This window comes from Vibrio sp. CB1-5, assembly GCF_059412285.1.
Window position 1 is genome coordinate 111,856 of record NZ_JBJHPB010000004.1, and the last position, 16,310, is coordinate 128,165.

At 45.8% G+C, this 16,310-nt stretch carries 14 protein-coding genes; 4 read left to right on the forward strand and 10 right to left on the reverse strand.

Going from position 1 to position 16,310, the window contains the following annotated elements:
- Positions 1-29: 29 nt before the first annotated feature.
- Positions 30-2,192 carry a putative bifunctional diguanylate cyclase/phosphodiesterase gene (locus ACJB0T_RS04400; protein WP_479293793.1) on the reverse strand — a complete coding sequence of 721 codons (2,163 nt, stop codon included), beginning with the start codon at positions 2,190-2,192 and terminating at the stop codon, positions 30-32.
- Between the two features lie 11 nt (positions 2,193-2,203).
- The gene (locus ACJB0T_RS04405; RefSeq protein ID WP_479293790.1) at positions 2,204-3,154 is read right to left on the reverse strand and encodes a phosphate/phosphite/phosphonate ABC transporter substrate-binding protein; all 951 of its coding nucleotides are present in this window, start codon (positions 3,152-3,154) and stop codon (positions 2,204-2,206) included.
- A gap of 464 nt (positions 3,155-3,618) precedes the next feature.
- On the opposite strand from ACJB0T_RS04405, the gene ACJB0T_RS04410 reads away from it, so the two are divergent.
- Positions 3,619-4,287, forward strand: coding sequence for a hypothetical protein (locus tag ACJB0T_RS04410; protein ID WP_479293788.1), 669 nt, complete (start codon positions 3,619-3,621; stop codon positions 4,285-4,287).
- A 40-nt stretch (positions 4,288-4,327) separates the two neighbouring features.
- Here ACJB0T_RS04410 and ACJB0T_RS04415 read toward each other — a convergent pair whose 3' ends face one another.
- Complete coding sequence (locus ACJB0T_RS04415; RefSeq protein ID WP_479293786.1) at positions 4,328-4,729, reverse strand: hypothetical protein; 402 nt, start codon at positions 4,727-4,729, stop codon at positions 4,328-4,330.
- Between the two features lie 164 nt (positions 4,730-4,893).
- On the opposite strand from ACJB0T_RS04415, the gene ACJB0T_RS04420 reads away from it, so the two are divergent.
- From ACJB0T_RS04420 to secF, 3 genes are all read left to right on the forward strand, one after another.
- Positions 4,894-5,442: a hypothetical protein gene (locus ACJB0T_RS04420; RefSeq protein ID WP_479293784.1), complete on the forward strand. Its 549-nt coding sequence runs from the start codon at positions 4,894-4,896 to the stop codon at positions 5,440-5,442.
- Between the two features lie 105 nt (positions 5,443-5,547).
- Positions 5,548-7,371, forward strand: a complete 1,824-nt coding sequence (secD, locus tag ACJB0T_RS04425) for a protein translocase subunit SecD (protein ID WP_479293782.1) — start codon at positions 5,548-5,550, stop codon at positions 7,369-7,371.
- Between the two features lie 2 nt (positions 7,372-7,373).
- A complete protein-coding gene (gene secF, locus ACJB0T_RS04430) occupies positions 7,374-8,276 on the forward strand; it encodes a protein translocase subunit SecF (protein WP_479293780.1) in 903 nt (300 codons plus the stop codon).
- 57 nt (positions 8,277-8,333) lie between these two features.
- Here secF and ACJB0T_RS04435 read toward each other — a convergent pair whose 3' ends face one another.
- The 7 genes from ACJB0T_RS04435 to napF all read right to left on the reverse strand — a co-directional run bounded on the left by ACJB0T_RS04435 (position 8,334) and on the right by napF (position 16,244).
- Positions 8,334-11,483, reverse strand: a complete 3,150-nt coding sequence (locus tag ACJB0T_RS04435) for an HD domain-containing phosphohydrolase (protein ID WP_479293778.1) — start codon at positions 11,481-11,483, stop codon at positions 8,334-8,336.
- A gap of 163 nt (positions 11,484-11,646) precedes the next feature.
- On the reverse strand, positions 11,647-11,781 hold the full coding sequence (locus ACJB0T_RS04440) for a TIGR02808 family protein (RefSeq protein ID WP_112462508.1): 135 nt from the start codon (positions 11,779-11,781) through the stop codon (positions 11,647-11,649).
- Between the two features lie 11 nt (positions 11,782-11,792).
- Positions 11,793-12,371, reverse strand: coding sequence for a NapC/NirT family cytochrome c (locus ACJB0T_RS04445; RefSeq protein WP_112462509.1), 579 nt, complete (start codon positions 12,369-12,371; stop codon positions 11,793-11,795).
- A gap of 26 nt (positions 12,372-12,397) precedes the next feature.
- A complete protein-coding gene (locus tag ACJB0T_RS04450) occupies positions 12,398-12,859 on the reverse strand; it encodes a nitrate reductase cytochrome c-type subunit (protein WP_479293773.1) in 462 nt (153 codons plus the stop codon).
- A gap of 77 nt (positions 12,860-12,936) precedes the next feature.
- Positions 12,937-15,426: a periplasmic nitrate reductase subunit alpha gene (gene napA / locus ACJB0T_RS04455; RefSeq protein WP_479293771.1), complete on the reverse strand. Its 2,490-nt coding sequence runs from the start codon at positions 15,424-15,426 to the stop codon at positions 12,937-12,939.
- The gene (locus tag ACJB0T_RS04460) at positions 15,423-15,728 is read right to left on the reverse strand and encodes a chaperone NapD (RefSeq protein ID WP_479293769.1); all 306 of its coding nucleotides are present in this window, start codon (positions 15,726-15,728) and stop codon (positions 15,423-15,425) included. The genes napA and ACJB0T_RS04460 overlap by 4 nt, the downstream gene beginning before the upstream one ends.
- A 36-nt stretch (positions 15,729-15,764) precedes the next feature.
- Positions 15,765-16,244 (reverse strand): ferredoxin-type protein NapF, encoded by a 480-nt coding sequence (gene napF, locus ACJB0T_RS04465; RefSeq protein WP_479293766.1) that lies wholly within the window; start codon positions 16,242-16,244, stop codon positions 15,765-15,767.
- Between the last annotated feature and the right edge of the window lie 66 nt (positions 16,245-16,310).

Here is a 16,310-nt window from a genome sequence, read left to right on the forward strand (position 1 = left end):
TGTAAGGTATTTGGCTCAGTCTTATCACTTTACAGTTTGAACTCAATGACGTTGGACTCGCTTTCATTAATTATCTTCTTAACAAAGTCATCGACCGGCATCGGTTTGTCAAAATAATAACCCTGACCAATTTCACAGCCAATTCTAGCCAAAGTATTGGCTTGCTCTTCGGTTTCGATGCCTTCAGCAACCACGAGTAAATCAAGGTTATTGGCCATAGCAACCATGGCTTGAACGAGCTGCTGATCTTTGGAGTCGGTAATGATGTCACGGACGAACGACTGGTCAATTTTTATACCATCCACCGTGAATCGACGAAGGTAACTTAGAGACGAATAGCCGGTACCAAAATCATCTAGCCAAACTTCAATGCCACTTGCGCGGATTTCTTTTAGTGTTCGTTCCGCCTCATCTTCATCTTGCAGTAGTAAACTTTCTGTAATTTCCATGCGGATAGTGCGCGCAGGGACATGGTATTTCTCCATATAGAACGCGAACATTTCCACTAGGTTTTGTCGATAAAGCTGTTTGGACGAGATGTTAATAGAAACATGAAAGTCGTACGCAAAGTAAGGCATCCATTGCTGAATCTGGAAGCATAAACGCTCTATCAACCACTGACCAAGTGGCAGAATCATCGCCGTTTCCTCAGCGATCGGGATAAAGTCGGCCGGTGGAATTATGCCCAATACGGGGTGGCGCCAGCGAACTAATGACTCTGCGCCCATGATCCGGCCAGTCTTTAGGCAAACCAAAGGCTGGAACCAAAGCTCAAATTGTTGTAAATCGGCGAGGGAGCGTCGAAGTTCGCGCTCGATATTCGCTCGGTGCGTGACCGACTTGAGCATTTTTGGTGTAAACATTTTATGTGTGTTTTTACCATCAGCTTTTGCTCGATACATTGCAATATCGGCGTTTTTGATCAGATCTTCTGCCGTTTTACCATTTTGTGGATAGCGAGCGATACCTATGCTTCCGCCTACCACTAGCTCTTCATTTTCCATTAGAATCGGAGAGCGAACGGCAAGAAAGATTTTCTTCACTAAACCATCTACATCTTCTGTCGTTTTAAGATGTGGGATCAACATTAAAAACTCGTCACCGCCGATCCTTGAAATCATAGTCAGGGGATGATCGTTGGTGATTTCACGCGTACATGTGGACAGTTTTTCTGCTAGTCGCATCAGCAAAAAGTCGCCACTGTCATGACCATAGTTGTCATTGATAACCTTAAACTCGTCAAGGTCCACAAATAACACGCTAAACGATGTTGCAGGGTAGGATTTAATCGTACCTTGCAAGTGTTGAATGAAGCGGGTTCGGTTCGGGAGATCGGTTAGCGCATCATGGTAAGCTAAATGCGAAATTTTCTGAGTGCGCTGTTCAAGCTTTGACGCCATAGACTGAACGGCGATAGTCAAATTACCGATTTCATCTTGCCTTTTCATTGTGTTCATTGCTTGCGCAAGTTTAAAATCACCGCGTCCAATGGACTCTGCCTGCTCAGTGAGTTTAACCAATGGTCGGCTCCAGTGACGAGAGATAATGGCAGCCATCAGCGCCGAAAAAGAGAGTAACAGTACTGCCGCGCCTAATACTCCAAGATATAAGGCTTTTTGAGAACGGTCATTGGTAGATTCAATCAGTGTCGCCATATTGGCGATGTCGCGATCTACTTTGTCCAACGAAAACTCTAGATATATTCCACCTATGATTTCATCCGCAGCTTGAATAGGACGAATAATGACTAAGCGGTCATCCGAAAACTCATGCACTCGCTGACCTTGGCTTAGGACTGCGCTGACATCTTGGGAAAATGGCAGCTTTCGTCCAAGCATTTCTAAAGAGTGGTCACCGTTATGGAATACATGCCCTTTACTATCAAAAACGACGAGTTTTTCTAGCTCATCCATTTGAAGTAGAGGTTCAAGTAGATAGCCAGCCTCTTCTAAGTTGTACATATAGAGTGGATCAAACATCGACTCGGATAGATAACTTGACATCTGATCAGCACGTTTACTGAGCTCGGTGCGAAAGGTTTTACTGTTTTGCACAGTCAATTCGTGAAGCAACCTCTGTGAGTGATTGGATGCCAACCACAGATGTACTGCTGCACTGGTTAGTGTCATCACTACTGCTAGTGCAAATGTCACTAGCATATACTGCCCTTGTAGTCGTAACTTCAGCTTCATTGCCCGTCTACCTATTGAAACCACATGCGTTCAATTTGCATGCGGCTTTGATTGTAATCGGTGAATGATTGCAATTGTTCGGGGGGGATGGCCTCGAACTTTGAGGTTTTCTGAAACTTATACAGTGCGGCTTTTCCTTCTGTAGATTGATTAGCGTTGATTAAAGCGGTTTCGACGACTTCTTTAACTTCAGTCGGTAAGTCGCGACGCAGCAGTATCACACTGCGAGGCACAAATTCGGTGCGATAGATGATTTCCATTTCCGGTTTAATATGAGGTGGCATATCACCGGAGTCTTCCCAGTTGGTGTTGGCAAACGCCCCCGCATCCGCTTGACCATGCGCAACCCAAGTCGATAGGGAGATCTCGTCGGCTCTACGAAGAACGTCACCTGCAACGACGATGTTGATATCGTCAGGATTGGCCCCTTGGCTTGGAGAAGTTTGAGAACTGAGTGCTAATGGTTGTTTGAGTAAGGTTTGTAGTGGCATGTAAAAGCCCGAAGTAGAGCTTCGGTCTTCAAGTACCAATGTTTTTCCAATAAGGTCTTCAAGAGAGTGTATTCCACTGTCTTTGCGCGCAAAGAAAACCGTTTGGTAGTCTGCTTGCCCCTTTTTCCAGCGATGTAAGCGGATGTCGGCGCTGTGCTCTTGTTGAAGCTTCAATGCAGCAAACAGAGTCTCTGAAACCATATCGATCTCGCCGTTGTCTAGCCATTGGCCGAGTTCCATGATGGAGTTGGTAACTTTAACGCGTCCACCGACATAACCATAGGGAGCGAGTTGTTGACCGACGTACTTCGCTAATGGTGAAGTAAAGCCGATATGTTTTCTTGCTTTATTACTTAATACACCAACAGTGAACGTTTTGTTTTGCTCTGCGTGTAATTGGCTGGTGGTCGATGTTGCTGTGTTGAATGAACTAATGCTGATCTCACCGTAGCTGACCGCGCTGTAGCTCACGACTCCAAACCCTATAGTTATCGGCACTAGCACGCTCAGAGTCTTGCCAAGCAAGTTCTGGGCGGGGGCAACTATGGATCTTAGGAAGGAACTTATAGACATTACAGCAAGCCTTACGAATTACGATACAAATATACTAGGTGATAGCTCTCGACTTTCGAACAAAATGGATGCGTTAGATACATTTTGAAAGTGATTGATGGAACATTGCCTATTGATGTGGCGAGCAGAGCCTGTTCAAAAGCAAATTTTATTAACGGAACTATCTGTTATGATTCGGGATGTTAACATAATCATTCATCATGTGAATGTTTATATTGCTAAAAATAATCAGCTCATATCTGGTGCATGTCTCGCCTTTTGAAGTTGAGCCCAATAATGGATTAAACTTCGCGTTATCCATGTCGATATAGTGATTGGAACGGTGCATTACGGCGCCGGGATAATAGAGTAGGTGGTTTTTTGTGAGAAAGTTATTGTTGGGGCTCGGTGCCACTGTCTTGTTATTAGGCGCCGGAGGCGGGGTAGCCTATTATCTAGGCTATTTTGACGACTCTCAAGAAGCTCAAAACAATACCGCGGACAAGGTACCAGCACCTATTGTAGCGGTAGAGCCCACAAAGATAGGAGAACCTACACCAGAGCCTGAACCTCTTCCAACACAATATTATGTTTCACGCGCCGCTGAAACTGTATTCTTGCAGCCGGAGCATTCAGCAACCCCCGACGGAGTCGCTTACTATGGCGAGCAGCTAAACGTGATGGAACGACGTGGTGACTGGATCCGAATTGCTCCGATTTACCAGTTGGAAGAAGGTGCAGATGAAGTGTCACAGTGGGTCAATAGTGCGAACTTGTCGGTTGAACCTGTCAAGTTGTCGGGAAGTGATTGGTTCGATGTGCTTCAAAAATACATAGAAAATAGCGACCACTACATGAGCTTTCAAGAAGCCTTCCTTGAGGCCAGCACTCAACTCATCAAAGGCAAACAATGTCGACTTGCTGATTTTGAAGAAGTCGGCGGTTGGATCAAGTCAATCAATCATCAAGATAGGGTTTACTTTACCTACTGTGGTGGTATTGAAGCCGAACATAAGATCTATTTGAATGTTGCTAGTGGTGAGATTTTTTAGCAAACGTATACCACCACTACCATTAGCACTACCATTAGCACTACCAAGGCGACTGTTCTCGCTCCTTTGCTGCCGCTCGAGCCATCTCTTGTACACATTGCTTAAGTCGCTTTAGTGAGGTGAGGTCGCCATGCTCGATGTGCTCGATAGGGGCGTATCCATTGAATACCGTGGAATTATTGCGAACGTTGATGAAGTTATTAACAAAATGAGAGCTTTCAAACGCAGTGCGTAACAAGCCGTCTATTTCGACAATAAGATGGACGCGTTCGAATGTCGATGGGCTTACTGGCACGGTTGCTGGCGTGACCTTAAGTCGTGCGTGCTGCTCCTGTGAGAGTTCAAGTATGGCTTCGGTTTGTTGATTTGATGCACCCCAGCTATCGAGCACACTTAGCGCATACTTGATGAGTGTAAGTCTTTCATTCTGTGACAGTTCCATTACCTTATCCTTTTTACCACTCCTCGTTTGAATATAGATGCTGAGTGTTGTTACCTCAAGATGGTGTTCATTTAAGCTTGTCGTGGAATGGTTTAGTTTTTTTTATTTGTCTTCTAATTAGGTTAGGCACATAATGCGAGCCTATTCGTATTGAGATCGTTTCTTTGAGTCAGTTCAGTGTGTCATTTTTGCTTGCTTTTGTTGTCGCGTTTTTCGCGCCAATAGGGTTTGCTGCATCTGATACTAATGAAGGAGACCGTGTTGTAAGTACAAGCATCACTGCTTGGACTCAATCCGGCCGTTCTTACGACGAGAGCACTTATGAAGGAAGCTCTCATAACGATCACAACGACTCGATAACAACGCCAAGTCAACTGTCGAGTAGACTCGCGTCTAAGCTTAATCAGCGTTCGTCTCATTCACGTAAACCGAATCGACCAACGTCCAATTCATTAGGTGACCCTGACGCGCAGGGTATCCTATCTTCTTGGCGCTGGCTTAATAATGTTCAAGAGTCACGTGAACAAGAAGCGCCAGATTACACTCAAATCGCCGACTTAGGCGCCTCATGCTACGTTGAACAGTTTATTTGTTCAGCTGCATCAAAGCTACTTACCCCTTTTTATCTTCGTCACGCTGCTTCAAACCACCGTTTAAGTGGTTGGAAAGATAGCAATGCTTTATACGTCTATCTAAGCTCGCTCTACGCTTAATTCTCCCTTGTGATTTCTTAGTTACTAAGCTTGTGCTCCATATCGCACAGGCGATCTAGTGCATTTTATTATTTTTAAGTTCAGCCATCAGGCTGAGGGAAAACTATGCGTACAAAAAAACAACCCAGAGCAGTGTTGAATCAATACTCCACATGGAAATACCTTGTATTGGTGGTCACCATCGTGATTTTAGCTCTTAGTGCAATGCCATCATGGTTCGGTGAGAAACCAGCGATTGAAATTAAGTTAAGTCAGCAGAACACGCATTTAGATACGCCATTTAAAATCCATTCACTGCTGACAGGGCAAGGTGTTGAAACGACCTCTATCACTGTTGAAAATCATGTTGCTCAACTTGTATTTGATAATGAAGCTGAACAAACGGATGCCCGTGATGCGTTGGGTAAATGGGTGGGTAAAGCGGATACTATGTCTTACTCCTACACATCCGTTGCACCTCAATGGCTTCAAACGATGGGCTTTACTCCGATCAAACTGGGCCTCGATTTGCGTGGTGGTGTTCAGTTTCTATTGAATGTTGATGTGGACCAAGCGGTCTCTGAGCAACGTGACGCTGTAATTGATGAAATCAAGCAGCAGCTTCGCGATGAGCGAATTTTTGGTGTATCTGTGCGACCAGACGCGCACACAGCTATTCGTGTTACTGCCAAAGATAAACAAGGCGAAATCGCTGTTCGTAAGTTCGTTAATGCCACTTACCCTGAGTGGCAAGCCAAAGGGGAAGGTGATGCTCTGTCGATTACGATGAAGCCACAGCCTTACACTGAGTTTGAAACGCTAACCATGCAGCAAAACCTAAAGATCATGCGCCAGCGTATTGAAGAGCTAGGTATCACAGAAGCGATGGTTCAGCGTCAGGGTAGTACGGGTATTCGTATCGAGTTACCGGGTGTTCAAGATCCTTCTCTCGCAAAGCGCGTGATTGGTGCAACCGCTAGCCTCGCATTTCATGAAGTCAGCACGTCATCCAATCCAGTGTCGACCTTGCGTATTAAAGACGAGCAAGGTCAGTTTGTTACGCTGGTTAAAAAGCCAGTATTGACGGGTGAACACATCGTGAATGCGCGCGTGGGCTTTGACCAAATGAAACGCCCAGAAGTCGATATATCGCTTGATCACGCTGGTGGCAAGAAAATGAGTGATTTCTCGTCTACACATATTGGCAAGCCAATGGCAACTGTGTATCGCGAGTATGGTGTGAATGCCCGTGGTGAGACTGAGCGTAGTGAGAAAGTCATCAGTGTGGCGACGATTCAATCTCAACTGGGTAGCCAATTCCGTATTACTGGTTCGGGTAACCTAGAGGAAGCCCAACAACTTGCACTTCTGCTACGTGCAGGTTCACTGACGGCACCGGTCACGATTGTAGAAGAACGTACTATTGGCGCGTCGCTGGGCGCAGAGAACATACAAAACGGATTTGCGGCGTTGGCACTAGGTATGGGACTGACCTTGACGTTTATGGCGCTATGGTATCGCCGCTTGGGCTGGGTTGCGAACGTGGCACTGATTCTGAACATGTCTTGTTTACTTGGCTTGATTGCTCTGGTTCCGGGAGCAGTGTTAACACTACCCGGTATTGCAGGTCTAGTGCTTACTGTAGGTATGGCGGTGGATACTAATGTACTTATCTTTGAGCGTATTCGAGACAAGCTGTCAGAAGGTCGTAGCTTTGCTCAAGCGATTGATCAGGGTTTTAACTCGGCTGTGGCGACCATTTTGGATGCCAACATCACGACAATGATCACAGCGGTGATCTTATACGCTATTGGTAATGGCCCTATTCAAGGCTTTGCTTTAACACTTGGGCTTGGTCTACTCACTAGTATGTTTACGGGAATTTTTGCCTCCCGCGCTATCATCAATCTTGTTTGGGGTCGCGACACTCGTCGTGAGGTAAGGGTTTGAGCATGAAACAGTTTTTTAAATCGCACATTCGTAACGTTCGTTATTTTACAAACATATTGTCGATTGCTTTAGTGGTGTTGTCTATCGCTGCGGTGGGAATCCGTGGATTGAACTTTGGCCTAGATTTCACGGGAGGTGTGGTATCTGAAGTCCAATTGGGCAGTGCTACGACTCAAAGTGAGCTGCGAGACACCCTGGTGCCTGTATTGGGCGAGGGGATTTCCGTCACCAAATCGGGTGAAGAAGGTCGTTGGAGTATTCGTTACGCTGCAGACCAAGACGCAGCGAAACATCAAGCGTTCAAAGAAGCGCTAGCGCATGCCTATCCGCAATCGAAAGTGGTGAGCGACAGCATAGTAGGTGCTCAGGTTGGTCAAGAGTTATATGACCAAGGTGGCCTAGCTCTGTTGGTTTGTTTGCTGTGTATTCTTGGATACTTGAGCTTCCGATTTGAGTGGCGTTTGGCAAGTGGTGCATTAGCGGCTCTGTTGCACGATGTGATCTTAGTCTTGGGTTTCTTCGCGCTAACCCACATGGAGTTTAACTTAACGGTATTCGCTGCGGTTTTAGCGGTGCTAGGCTATTCGTTGAACGACTCTATTATTATCGCCGACCGAATTCGTGAAATCCTAAAACTGAAACCGAATGAGGAAACGGCAGACGTTAGCGATCAAGCCGTCATCGCCACATTCGCTCGAACCATGGTGACTTCTGGTACAACGCTCATTACCGTTGGGGCGCTTTGGCTTCTAGGTGGTGACGCGCTGCAAGGGTTTGCTACGGCGATGTTTATCGGTATTTTTTCTGGTACATGGTCGTCGATTTCGATGGGCACTGTTATCCCAGAATGGTTACATCTTGAAGCGAAGCATTATCAACCCGTTGAAATTGACACGGCACCTTAATCAACGACGGATTTAAAGTTGGGGCACCTCGTGGTGCCCTTTTTGATTTTGGCTGCTCTAACTGTCAGAGAGGTACTTACTCTCATCTACCGTATCAATTTGGCTTTGCTCTAAGAACTGGTTGGCGTAATCCATATACACTTTGCTGCGAACAAACAAACGAAAGACTTCGATATCCACATGCTTATCTAGCGCCATATTGTGCAGAATATCGAGTGATTGGCTAATGGTTTTCGCTTTTTTGTACGGTCTATCTGACGCAGTGAGTGCTTCAAAAATATCGGAAACCGCCAGAATTCGCTCGGGAATGGATAGTTCGTCTCCAGTTAATCGCCGTGGATAACCTGTCCCTTTCATTGTTTCATGGTGAGTGGTGGCGATACGCTCAACGTTTTGTAAGTCCTCTGGGAATGGAATGCTACTTAGCATTTGGATACCAGTGATCATATGTTCGTTAATTTTAAAGCGTTCTTCAGCTGTGAGTGTACCTCGTGATATGGTGAGGTTGTGCAGCTCGCCTAGGTTATACAGATGTTCAGGGACATCGACTTTGATGCCAAGCTCCGGTGGGTAAGAAATCTCACTGTGATGAGGAATAACATGCTCGATTTTATCGCTGAGGAGTGATTCAGTGACAGGGAGAGAGTCACTCTGCTGGGGCATGCGTTTCTCTTCTACCGGCGACAGGCCTAGTTGGTTATCGAAATACCGTTGCCACGGCTGTTTAGCAATCTCGATGAGCCTCTCTTTGTCTTGGTCAATTAAAAATTCACCACCGATATTGATGTTAGCAACAAACGCAAACTGCTCGCGAAGCATTTGTTGGCGGGCTTGGAGCGTTTCGATGATTTGCTGTTTATTCTCTGGCGCGTCAATTTCAGACTTCAGTGCCTCAATTTCTGCATCACGCCATAACACTTCAAAGCGAGTTCTGACTTCATTGATGCGGTTGTAATTGGTTTCAAGCTTAGTCCCTTTATCTACGACGTATTCTGGCGTGGTTATTTTGCCGCAATCATGAAGCCATGCGGCTATCCTAAACTCACGGCGCTCCGCGTCATTTTTAAAATGGAAATTCTCAAACGCGGGATCTTTCGCCTGTTCAGCCGCGTCAACCAACATGAGTGAAAGTTCTGGGACGCGCAGGCAGTGCCCGCCTGTATATGGAGATTTGCTATCAATGGTTTTCGCAATAAGTTGGATAATCGATTCTATGAACGCCTCTTGTGATTGCTGATATTGATTTAGGGATTGAGACATCTCGTAGATAGCGCGAGAAAGCTCGTCCACTTCACGAACAGGACTGCTGTATTTTTTGACTTGAGCGTATTGACGACGTTTGACTTTGTCAGTTTCCTTAACGAGTCGATATATTGGAGCCGATAGGGGAGTACTGAAATACCAAACAATAGGTACCATGATCACCAGTGCCGCGAGCGTCCAGATTACATTGTAGATGACGTACTTATAGACATTGCCAAGCACTTTTTCTTCGGGTAACGAGATGATTAGGTATTCTTCGGGTGTTATATTCACTTGATCAACGAAAACATAACTTGGCTTATTGTCGATATCAATGGCAGTGATATCACCAAAACTCGCAGGATCGGCGAGACGAGATAATAACGTTTCGTTGTTAATGTGTCCCAAAGTTTGTCTTGGGGCTGCAAGCCAGCGAGATCTCAATTGTTCTACTACGCCAAGATCGACTAGGTATTGAAGAGACTGGTTGATAAGCGAGACATATGGACGCAGTTCCTCTCTTGCAGCAAAGGTAAAGCCTTTCGGTAAAATACTATCGTCGGCAATAGTCCGAAGAATTAAATCTCCTTCATCATGGCGTTCTAGCTTGTTGAAGAGGATCGCCCGATTGTCTAACACTGCACCTATTCTTTGCTCTTTAGCATCCTTTATTGCGTCGCTGTAGGTATTATATCGATAAACAGTAATATCAGGATACGCATCGATGAGTTTTTGCGTCACTGACCAGCCATCAATCATACCAATGGTTTTGCCGGACAGATCAGATAGTGAGTTTATCGGTGAGACGTTTCGGTGCGAGATCACTGCATAGTCGAGCTCGTAGAGTATATCGCCTTCAAGGTGTGAATCGCTGATGGTGTTGCTCGTTGCGATAGACTGAAGAATATCAATATTTTGTTTTTGGAATCCTTCGACGAGCTCGTTCCAATGCAAACCATTGATGTATTGGAACTGTAAGCCAGTTGCATCGGAAATCAGTCTAAATAGATCGGGTGCTAATCCAAAGGGCTGACCGCTCACAGCAAAGTCGATAGGCTCCCAATTGAGCTGGTTAGAAACGGTGAGTACCGGAGCATTTATCACAGTGGTGATTTGATCGTCACTCAGCGGCATAGTGCCGACGTAAGGAAGGTTATTACCCTTTGAATCAAAATGATTGCCTCCGATAATTCGACCATCGAAACTGCTCACATAAACTTCTGCTCCCTTAAGAAGTTCGACATCTTCTAAAGACCGCTCAAAATGACCACCAAGCTCTGCCAGAGAGATATCGACACCAATGACAGCATTTCGCCCTGGTAAGCGTTTGGAGAAGGTTTGCCCAGTGATTCTGATGTTGTGGAACAGATAGGGTTGAGACTTACTCACTGAATCAGGTTTCGCACGTGTGTACCAGCCACGTTCGGTTGGATAGTAATTGCTAATACTGGTGACTTTTCGGCTAAGTTCTAGGTTGTCGAAGAAATATCGAGTGCTTTTGATTCGGTTATTGCTGTTGGTCTGGTGTTCAACCACCATCCACTTTTCGCCTTCCATTAAGTCAAGCTGCCCGCGGATATATTCAGGTTCTAGGTTAAATAACTGAACAAAGTGGTCATCATCAAAACCGACATAGATACTGTGCAAAAATTCGTTACCAACAAAAGCAGCACCGAACAATTCGATCAGCTCTGCAGTGGTTTTTTTTCCTGGTGTGGTTGAAAGCAAATAGGCCAATTGATTGGTTGTATGTTCTCCAACATGATCAAACTGTTCGAGGCGGTCGGATACAATGGAAGAGACAAGTTCAAGCGTTTCGAGCGCAGTATCAACTTCTCGTTGTTTGGTTAGCGAATAAATCACGGTGGCAGACAGTATCGCAGTGGCTGAGATCGCGATGATAAAGAGCAGCGCTACTGCGCGGCGAATAGAGAATTTTTTAAACCCACTGGACTGTTTAGACATGGACAAGCGAAACCTAGTTGAGGCCAAGGTTCCCCTGCACAGTATGAAAGAAACCTGACTCTATTTATCTAATTTTATTGATTTATTTAAATATAGTAGACATTTTCGTTTGCGAATAAAAAAAGCCTCGCGAACGCGAGGCTTAATGATAGTTTTATCGTGTTTATATCTCTTTGTCTTTGCCAAGAGAGAGCAGCCAAAGTGATACCGCTGCAACCCCGACAAATCCAGATAAGATGATGACCGGCATTGCCGCGTAGCCAAGCACGTGCCAAATAACCGATTCTAATGTGCTCATTCAGTGCTCCTTTATTGCCAGCCTTCAACGCCTTCCATATCAGGTAGACGGTGTGCGATACCTTTGTGGCAATCTACACATGTCTTTTCGCCTGATGCTAGCGCCGTTGAGTGTTGTTGTACGCTTCGTGGACCTTGTTCAGAGAAGTCCATAAAATCGAATTCGTGACAGTTTCGACATTCTAGTGAATCGTTACCCTTCAGTCGTGCCCATTCACGTTCTGCAAGGTGACCACGTCGAGCTTTAAATTTCTCTTCCGTACCAATAGTGTCGAGTACGTAGTGAGCGAACAGCTCTTTTGATGCTTGAACCTTACGAATGATCTTATCTGTCCAGTTATGTGGAACGTGACAATCAGAACAGATAGCACGAACACCAGAACGGTTTGACCAGTGAATGGTTTCCTGGATTTCCGCTACGATAGGAGCATGACAGCCCGAGCAAAACTCCTCGGTGTTGGTCATTTCCATACCCGTGTTAAACGCACCCCAAAACAAAAGTCCGCCAGAGAAGCCGAGAAACAGAACAACGCCTGCCGCGACTTTACTTGGTGACTTAAGACGTTTCCAAAACGCTTTTAAAAATTTCATATATAGCCTCTCTCTACTTCAATTGGCTATTCAGTACGCAATGAATCAACGCGCTCAAAGTCGTTGCCAACCAACGGTTGAGCATCAACTTGAGGTACGTGGCACTGAAGACAGAAGTAGCGACGAGGAGACATATCAGCCAACACAGCGTCTTCACGGTTCATGTAGTGAGTCACACTGATTTTGGTTGCACCTGCTTCTTTCGCATTTTTCCAGCTATGGCATGCCAAGCACTTGTTCGCGTTAAGCGATACTTCATAGTTACGAATTTGGTGAGGGATCAGTGGAGGCTGATACACATATGAACTCTCTACCAGTTGGTCTTTAGGTGTGTGTTTGAAGTCATCCGCAGGACGAGTGTCTTCAAGGTTTGTACTCCCACGAAGTGAATCTAGACCACCAGTTCCACCCGGGTTATTCAATTCTGCTTGTGCTACGCCGGCGATAAGTGCACCAACAGAGAGAATAGCAACAATCATTTTTTTCATTTTTGTTTCTCCGCCTTTAGGCTAATTCTTCGATGGCTACTCCATATGGAGTAGCCGCTTTGCTCATTCGTTCTCTGTTAAGCCAATTTAGTGATCTTAACAGGGCACTTCTTGAAGTCTGTCTGTTTGGACAGAGGATCAGTCGCATCGAGAATCAACTTGTTGATTAGGATACGAGCATCGAAGAATGGTACGAATACCAAACCTTGAGGTGGACGGTTACGACCGCGTGTTTCTACACGTACGCGAACTTCACCGCGTTTGTTTGCCATGAGAATTTCTTCACCGCGGCGAACACCGCGAGCCTTGGCATCCTCTGGGTGCATGTAACATACCGCATCAGGGACTGCTTTATACAGCTCAGGAACACGACGAGTCATGGTACCTGTGTGCCAGTGCTCAAGAACACGGCCTGTACATAACCACAAGTCAAACTCTTCGTCTGGCACTTCTGGTGGCGCTTCGTACGGTGCTGAAATAATCAAAGCTTTGCCGTCTGGCTTGCCGTAGAAGTCCCAACCTGAACCTGCTTTCGCATATGGATCTGAACCTTCTTTGTAGCGCCAAAGTGTTTCTTTACCATCAACCACTGGCCAACGTAGACCGCGTACTTGGTGGTAAACATCGTATGGTGCTAAGTCGTGACCATGGCCGCGACCAAACGCTGCGTACTCTTCGAAAAGACCTTTTTGAACGTAGTAACCGAAGTGGTGTGCGTCATCGTTCAACTCACGAGCTTCTTCGATAGGGTACTTGTCGACTTGACCGTTCTTAAACAGCATGTCGTACATTGTTTTGCCACGGTATTCTGGTGCTTTCGCTAGAAGCTCTTCTGGCCAAACGTCTTCCATCTTGAAGCGCTTTGAGAACTCCATTACTTGCCATAGGTCAGACTTCGCTTCGCCCACGGTTTCAACTTGCTGGTACCAAGCTTGAGTACGACGCTCTGCGTTACCGTAAGCCCCTTCTTTTTCAATCCACATAGCCGTTGGAAGAACAAGGTCAGCCGCTTGTGCTGTTGCTGTTGGGTATGGGTCTGACACAACGATAAAGTTCTCTGGGTTGCGGTAACCAGGTAGACGCTCTTCGTTGATGTTTGGACCTGCTTGCATGTTGTTATTACACTGAACCCAGTAGCAGTTTAGAACGCCGTCTTTCAACATGCGGTCTTGCAGAACTGCGTGGAAGCCAGGTTTCGGTGGAATGGTACCTTCAGGCAGTTTCCATTCTTTCTCAGCAATCGCACGGTGTTTAGGGTTTGCAACCACCATGTCCGCAGGTAGACGGTGAGCAAAAGTACCTACCTCACGAGCAGTACCACATGCTGATGGCTGACCTGTTAACGAGAATGGGCTGTTACCAGGAGTTGCGATCTTACCGGTTAGTAGGTGGATGTTATAAACCAAGCCGTTCATCCATACGCCACGAGTATGTTGGTTCATACCCATTGTCCAAAGTGACATCACTTTAGTGTTTGGATCAGCGTATTGTTTCGCAAGTTCAATCAATTTCTCTGGCTCAACACCTGAGATTTCTGACGCTTTTTCTACTGTGTATGGAGCAACAGACTTCTTGTACTCTTCGAACGTGATATCGCTCATGTTGCCAGAGTTAGGGTTTGCTGCCGCTTTTTGCAGTGGATCGTCATCGCGCAGACCGTAACCGATATCGGTGTCAGCTTGCTTGAAGTTGGTGTGCTTGTTTACGAAATCCCAGTCAACAGCGTCATTTTCAATGATGTAGTTAGCAATGAAGTTTGCGATCGCTAGGTCAGACTGAGGATTAAAGATGTAACCGTGATCAGCAAGCTCGAATGAACGGTGGTAGTACGTAGAGAGCACGTTAACGCGAACATGAGGGTGGCTTAGACGACGGTCGGTAATACGAGTCCATAGTACTGGGTGCATCTCTGCCATGTTTGAACCCCAAAGCACGAATGCGTCAGCGTTCTCGAAATCATCGTAACAACCCATAGGCTCATCGATACCAAAGGCACGCATGAAACCCACTACCGCAGACGCCATACAGTGACGTGCGTTCGGGTCGATGTTATTTGAGCGGAAACCTGCTTTCATCATTTTTGCTGCAGCGTAACCTTCCATGACGGTCCATTGGCCAGAACCGAACATACCGATGCTGGTAGGGCCTTTGGCTTTGAGAGACGCTTTCCATTTCTCAGCCATGATGTCGAATGCTTCGTCCCAAGAGATAGGCGTAAACTCACCGTCTTTGTCGAACTTGCCATCTTTCATACGAAGTAGAGGCTGTGTTAGACGGTCATTACCGTACATCACTTTAGACAGGAAGTAACCTTTGATACAGTTCAAACCCTTGTTAACTGGCGCTTCAGGGTCACCTTGGGTCGCAACAACTTTACCGTTTTGCGTCCCTACTAGTACAGAACAGCCTGTACCACAGAAACGACAAGGTGCTTTATCCCAGGTAATTTTTGTTTGGTCGGAGCTAGCAATCAGGTTGGTTGCTGACGCAGGAAGGGTAATACCTGCTACAGCCGCCGCTGATGCCGCTGCGTTCGCTTTCACGAACGCACGTCTTGTCATTTTCATACTTCACCCTCTAATTGGGAATGGTTACTTCCAGTGTTGTTTTGATCGTCATCTAGTCCTGTCTCGATTTGGTGAAACACCAAGGCGCAGGTTAGGACGTTAGGTAAGTTGTTGATAGCGTCGATAGTGTCAGTGACGAAACCTTGATTCTCAGTCTCAAGGACGACAACAATCTTGCCTTCTTCACTGTCTCCATAGATCTCCGCGTTATCGAATTTTTCGATTTCGCTCTTAACTTCTTCAAGGTGTTCTGCCCTGCAGTTAACTACCAAGCTTGAGATATGTACTTCGTTTAGTGACATTAAACGGTGTTCTCTTTGTTATTTTTAATTCTGTTTTTAAACATTGCTCACTGAGATAGAAGAGGTAGGGCACGGAGACACACAGGCTCCACATCCATTACAATCTGCTAACTCCAATTGAGGTAACGCGACACCACCTGCACGTAACTTAAACGTAATCGCCATTGTTTCACAGCTATCACCACAGCTTCTGCACTCAACATTGTTATGTGCTAAGCATGTGTCGTTAATGACGGCTTTGGCGTTCCATGGTTGTGTCTCGATACCATTAAATATAGGCTCTGGGCAGATTTCTGCACACTTGTAGCAAAAGGTACATTCATCAACTGTGAAGTTGATAGCGGGATAGCCGCCGTCACCTTTATAGATAATTCCTGTTTCACAAACTTCTTCGCATTTTCCACAGCGGGTGCATAAGTCTGTAAATTGTTCAAGATTGTTGACCCAAGGGAGTCTGATTTGAGTAGAATCGATGGCTTTGCGTCTAAACAAGCGTCGTTTTGCAATATCTACCATTCATGGCACCAATGAAATGTGTAATAACAAGAGTGTAGCAAATCCCATCTGTTAACAATCTTTAAT

What these genes read in the sequence shown, in the direction of transcription:
- ACJB0T_RS04400 (WP_479293793.1), bottom strand. Translation starts at nt 2,192, where the DNA reads ATGAAGCTGAAGTTACGACTACAAGGGCAGTATATGCTAGTGACATTT.
- ACJB0T_RS04415 (WP_479293786.1), bottom strand. Translation starts at nt 4,729, where the DNA reads ATGGAACTGTCACAGAATGAAAGACTTACACTCATCAAGTATGCGCTA.
- secD (WP_479293782.1), top strand. Translation starts at nt 5,548, where the DNA reads ATGCGTACAAAAAAACAACCCAGAGCAGTGTTGAATCAATACTCCACA.
- secF (WP_479293780.1), top strand. Translation starts at nt 7,374, where the DNA reads ATGAAACAGTTTTTTAAATCGCACATTCGTAACGTTCGTTATTTTACA.
- ACJB0T_RS04435 (WP_479293778.1), bottom strand. Translation starts at nt 11,483, where the DNA reads ATGTCTAAACAGTCCAGTGGGTTTAAAAAATTCTCTATTCGCCGCGCA.
- ACJB0T_RS04440 (WP_112462508.1), bottom strand. Translation starts at nt 11,781, where the DNA reads ATGAGCACATTAGAATCGGTTATTTGGCACGTGCTTGGCTACGCGGCA.
- ACJB0T_RS04445 (WP_112462509.1), bottom strand. Translation starts at nt 12,371, where the DNA reads ATGAAATTTTTAAAAGCGTTTTGGAAACGTCTTAAGTCACCAAGTAAA.
- ACJB0T_RS04450 (WP_479293773.1), bottom strand. Translation starts at nt 12,859, where the DNA reads ATGAAAAAAATGATTGTTGCTATTCTCTCTGTTGGTGCACTTATCGCC.
- napA (WP_479293771.1), bottom strand. Translation starts at nt 15,426, where the DNA reads ATGAAAATGACAAGACGTGCGTTCGTGAAAGCGAACGCAGCGGCATCA.
- ACJB0T_RS04460 (WP_479293769.1), bottom strand. Translation starts at nt 15,728, where the DNA reads ATGTCACTAAACGAAGTACATATCTCAAGCTTGGTAGTTAACTGCAGG.
- napF (WP_479293766.1), bottom strand. Translation starts at nt 16,244, where the DNA reads ATGGTAGATATTGCAAAACGACGCTTGTTTAGACGCAAAGCCATCGAT.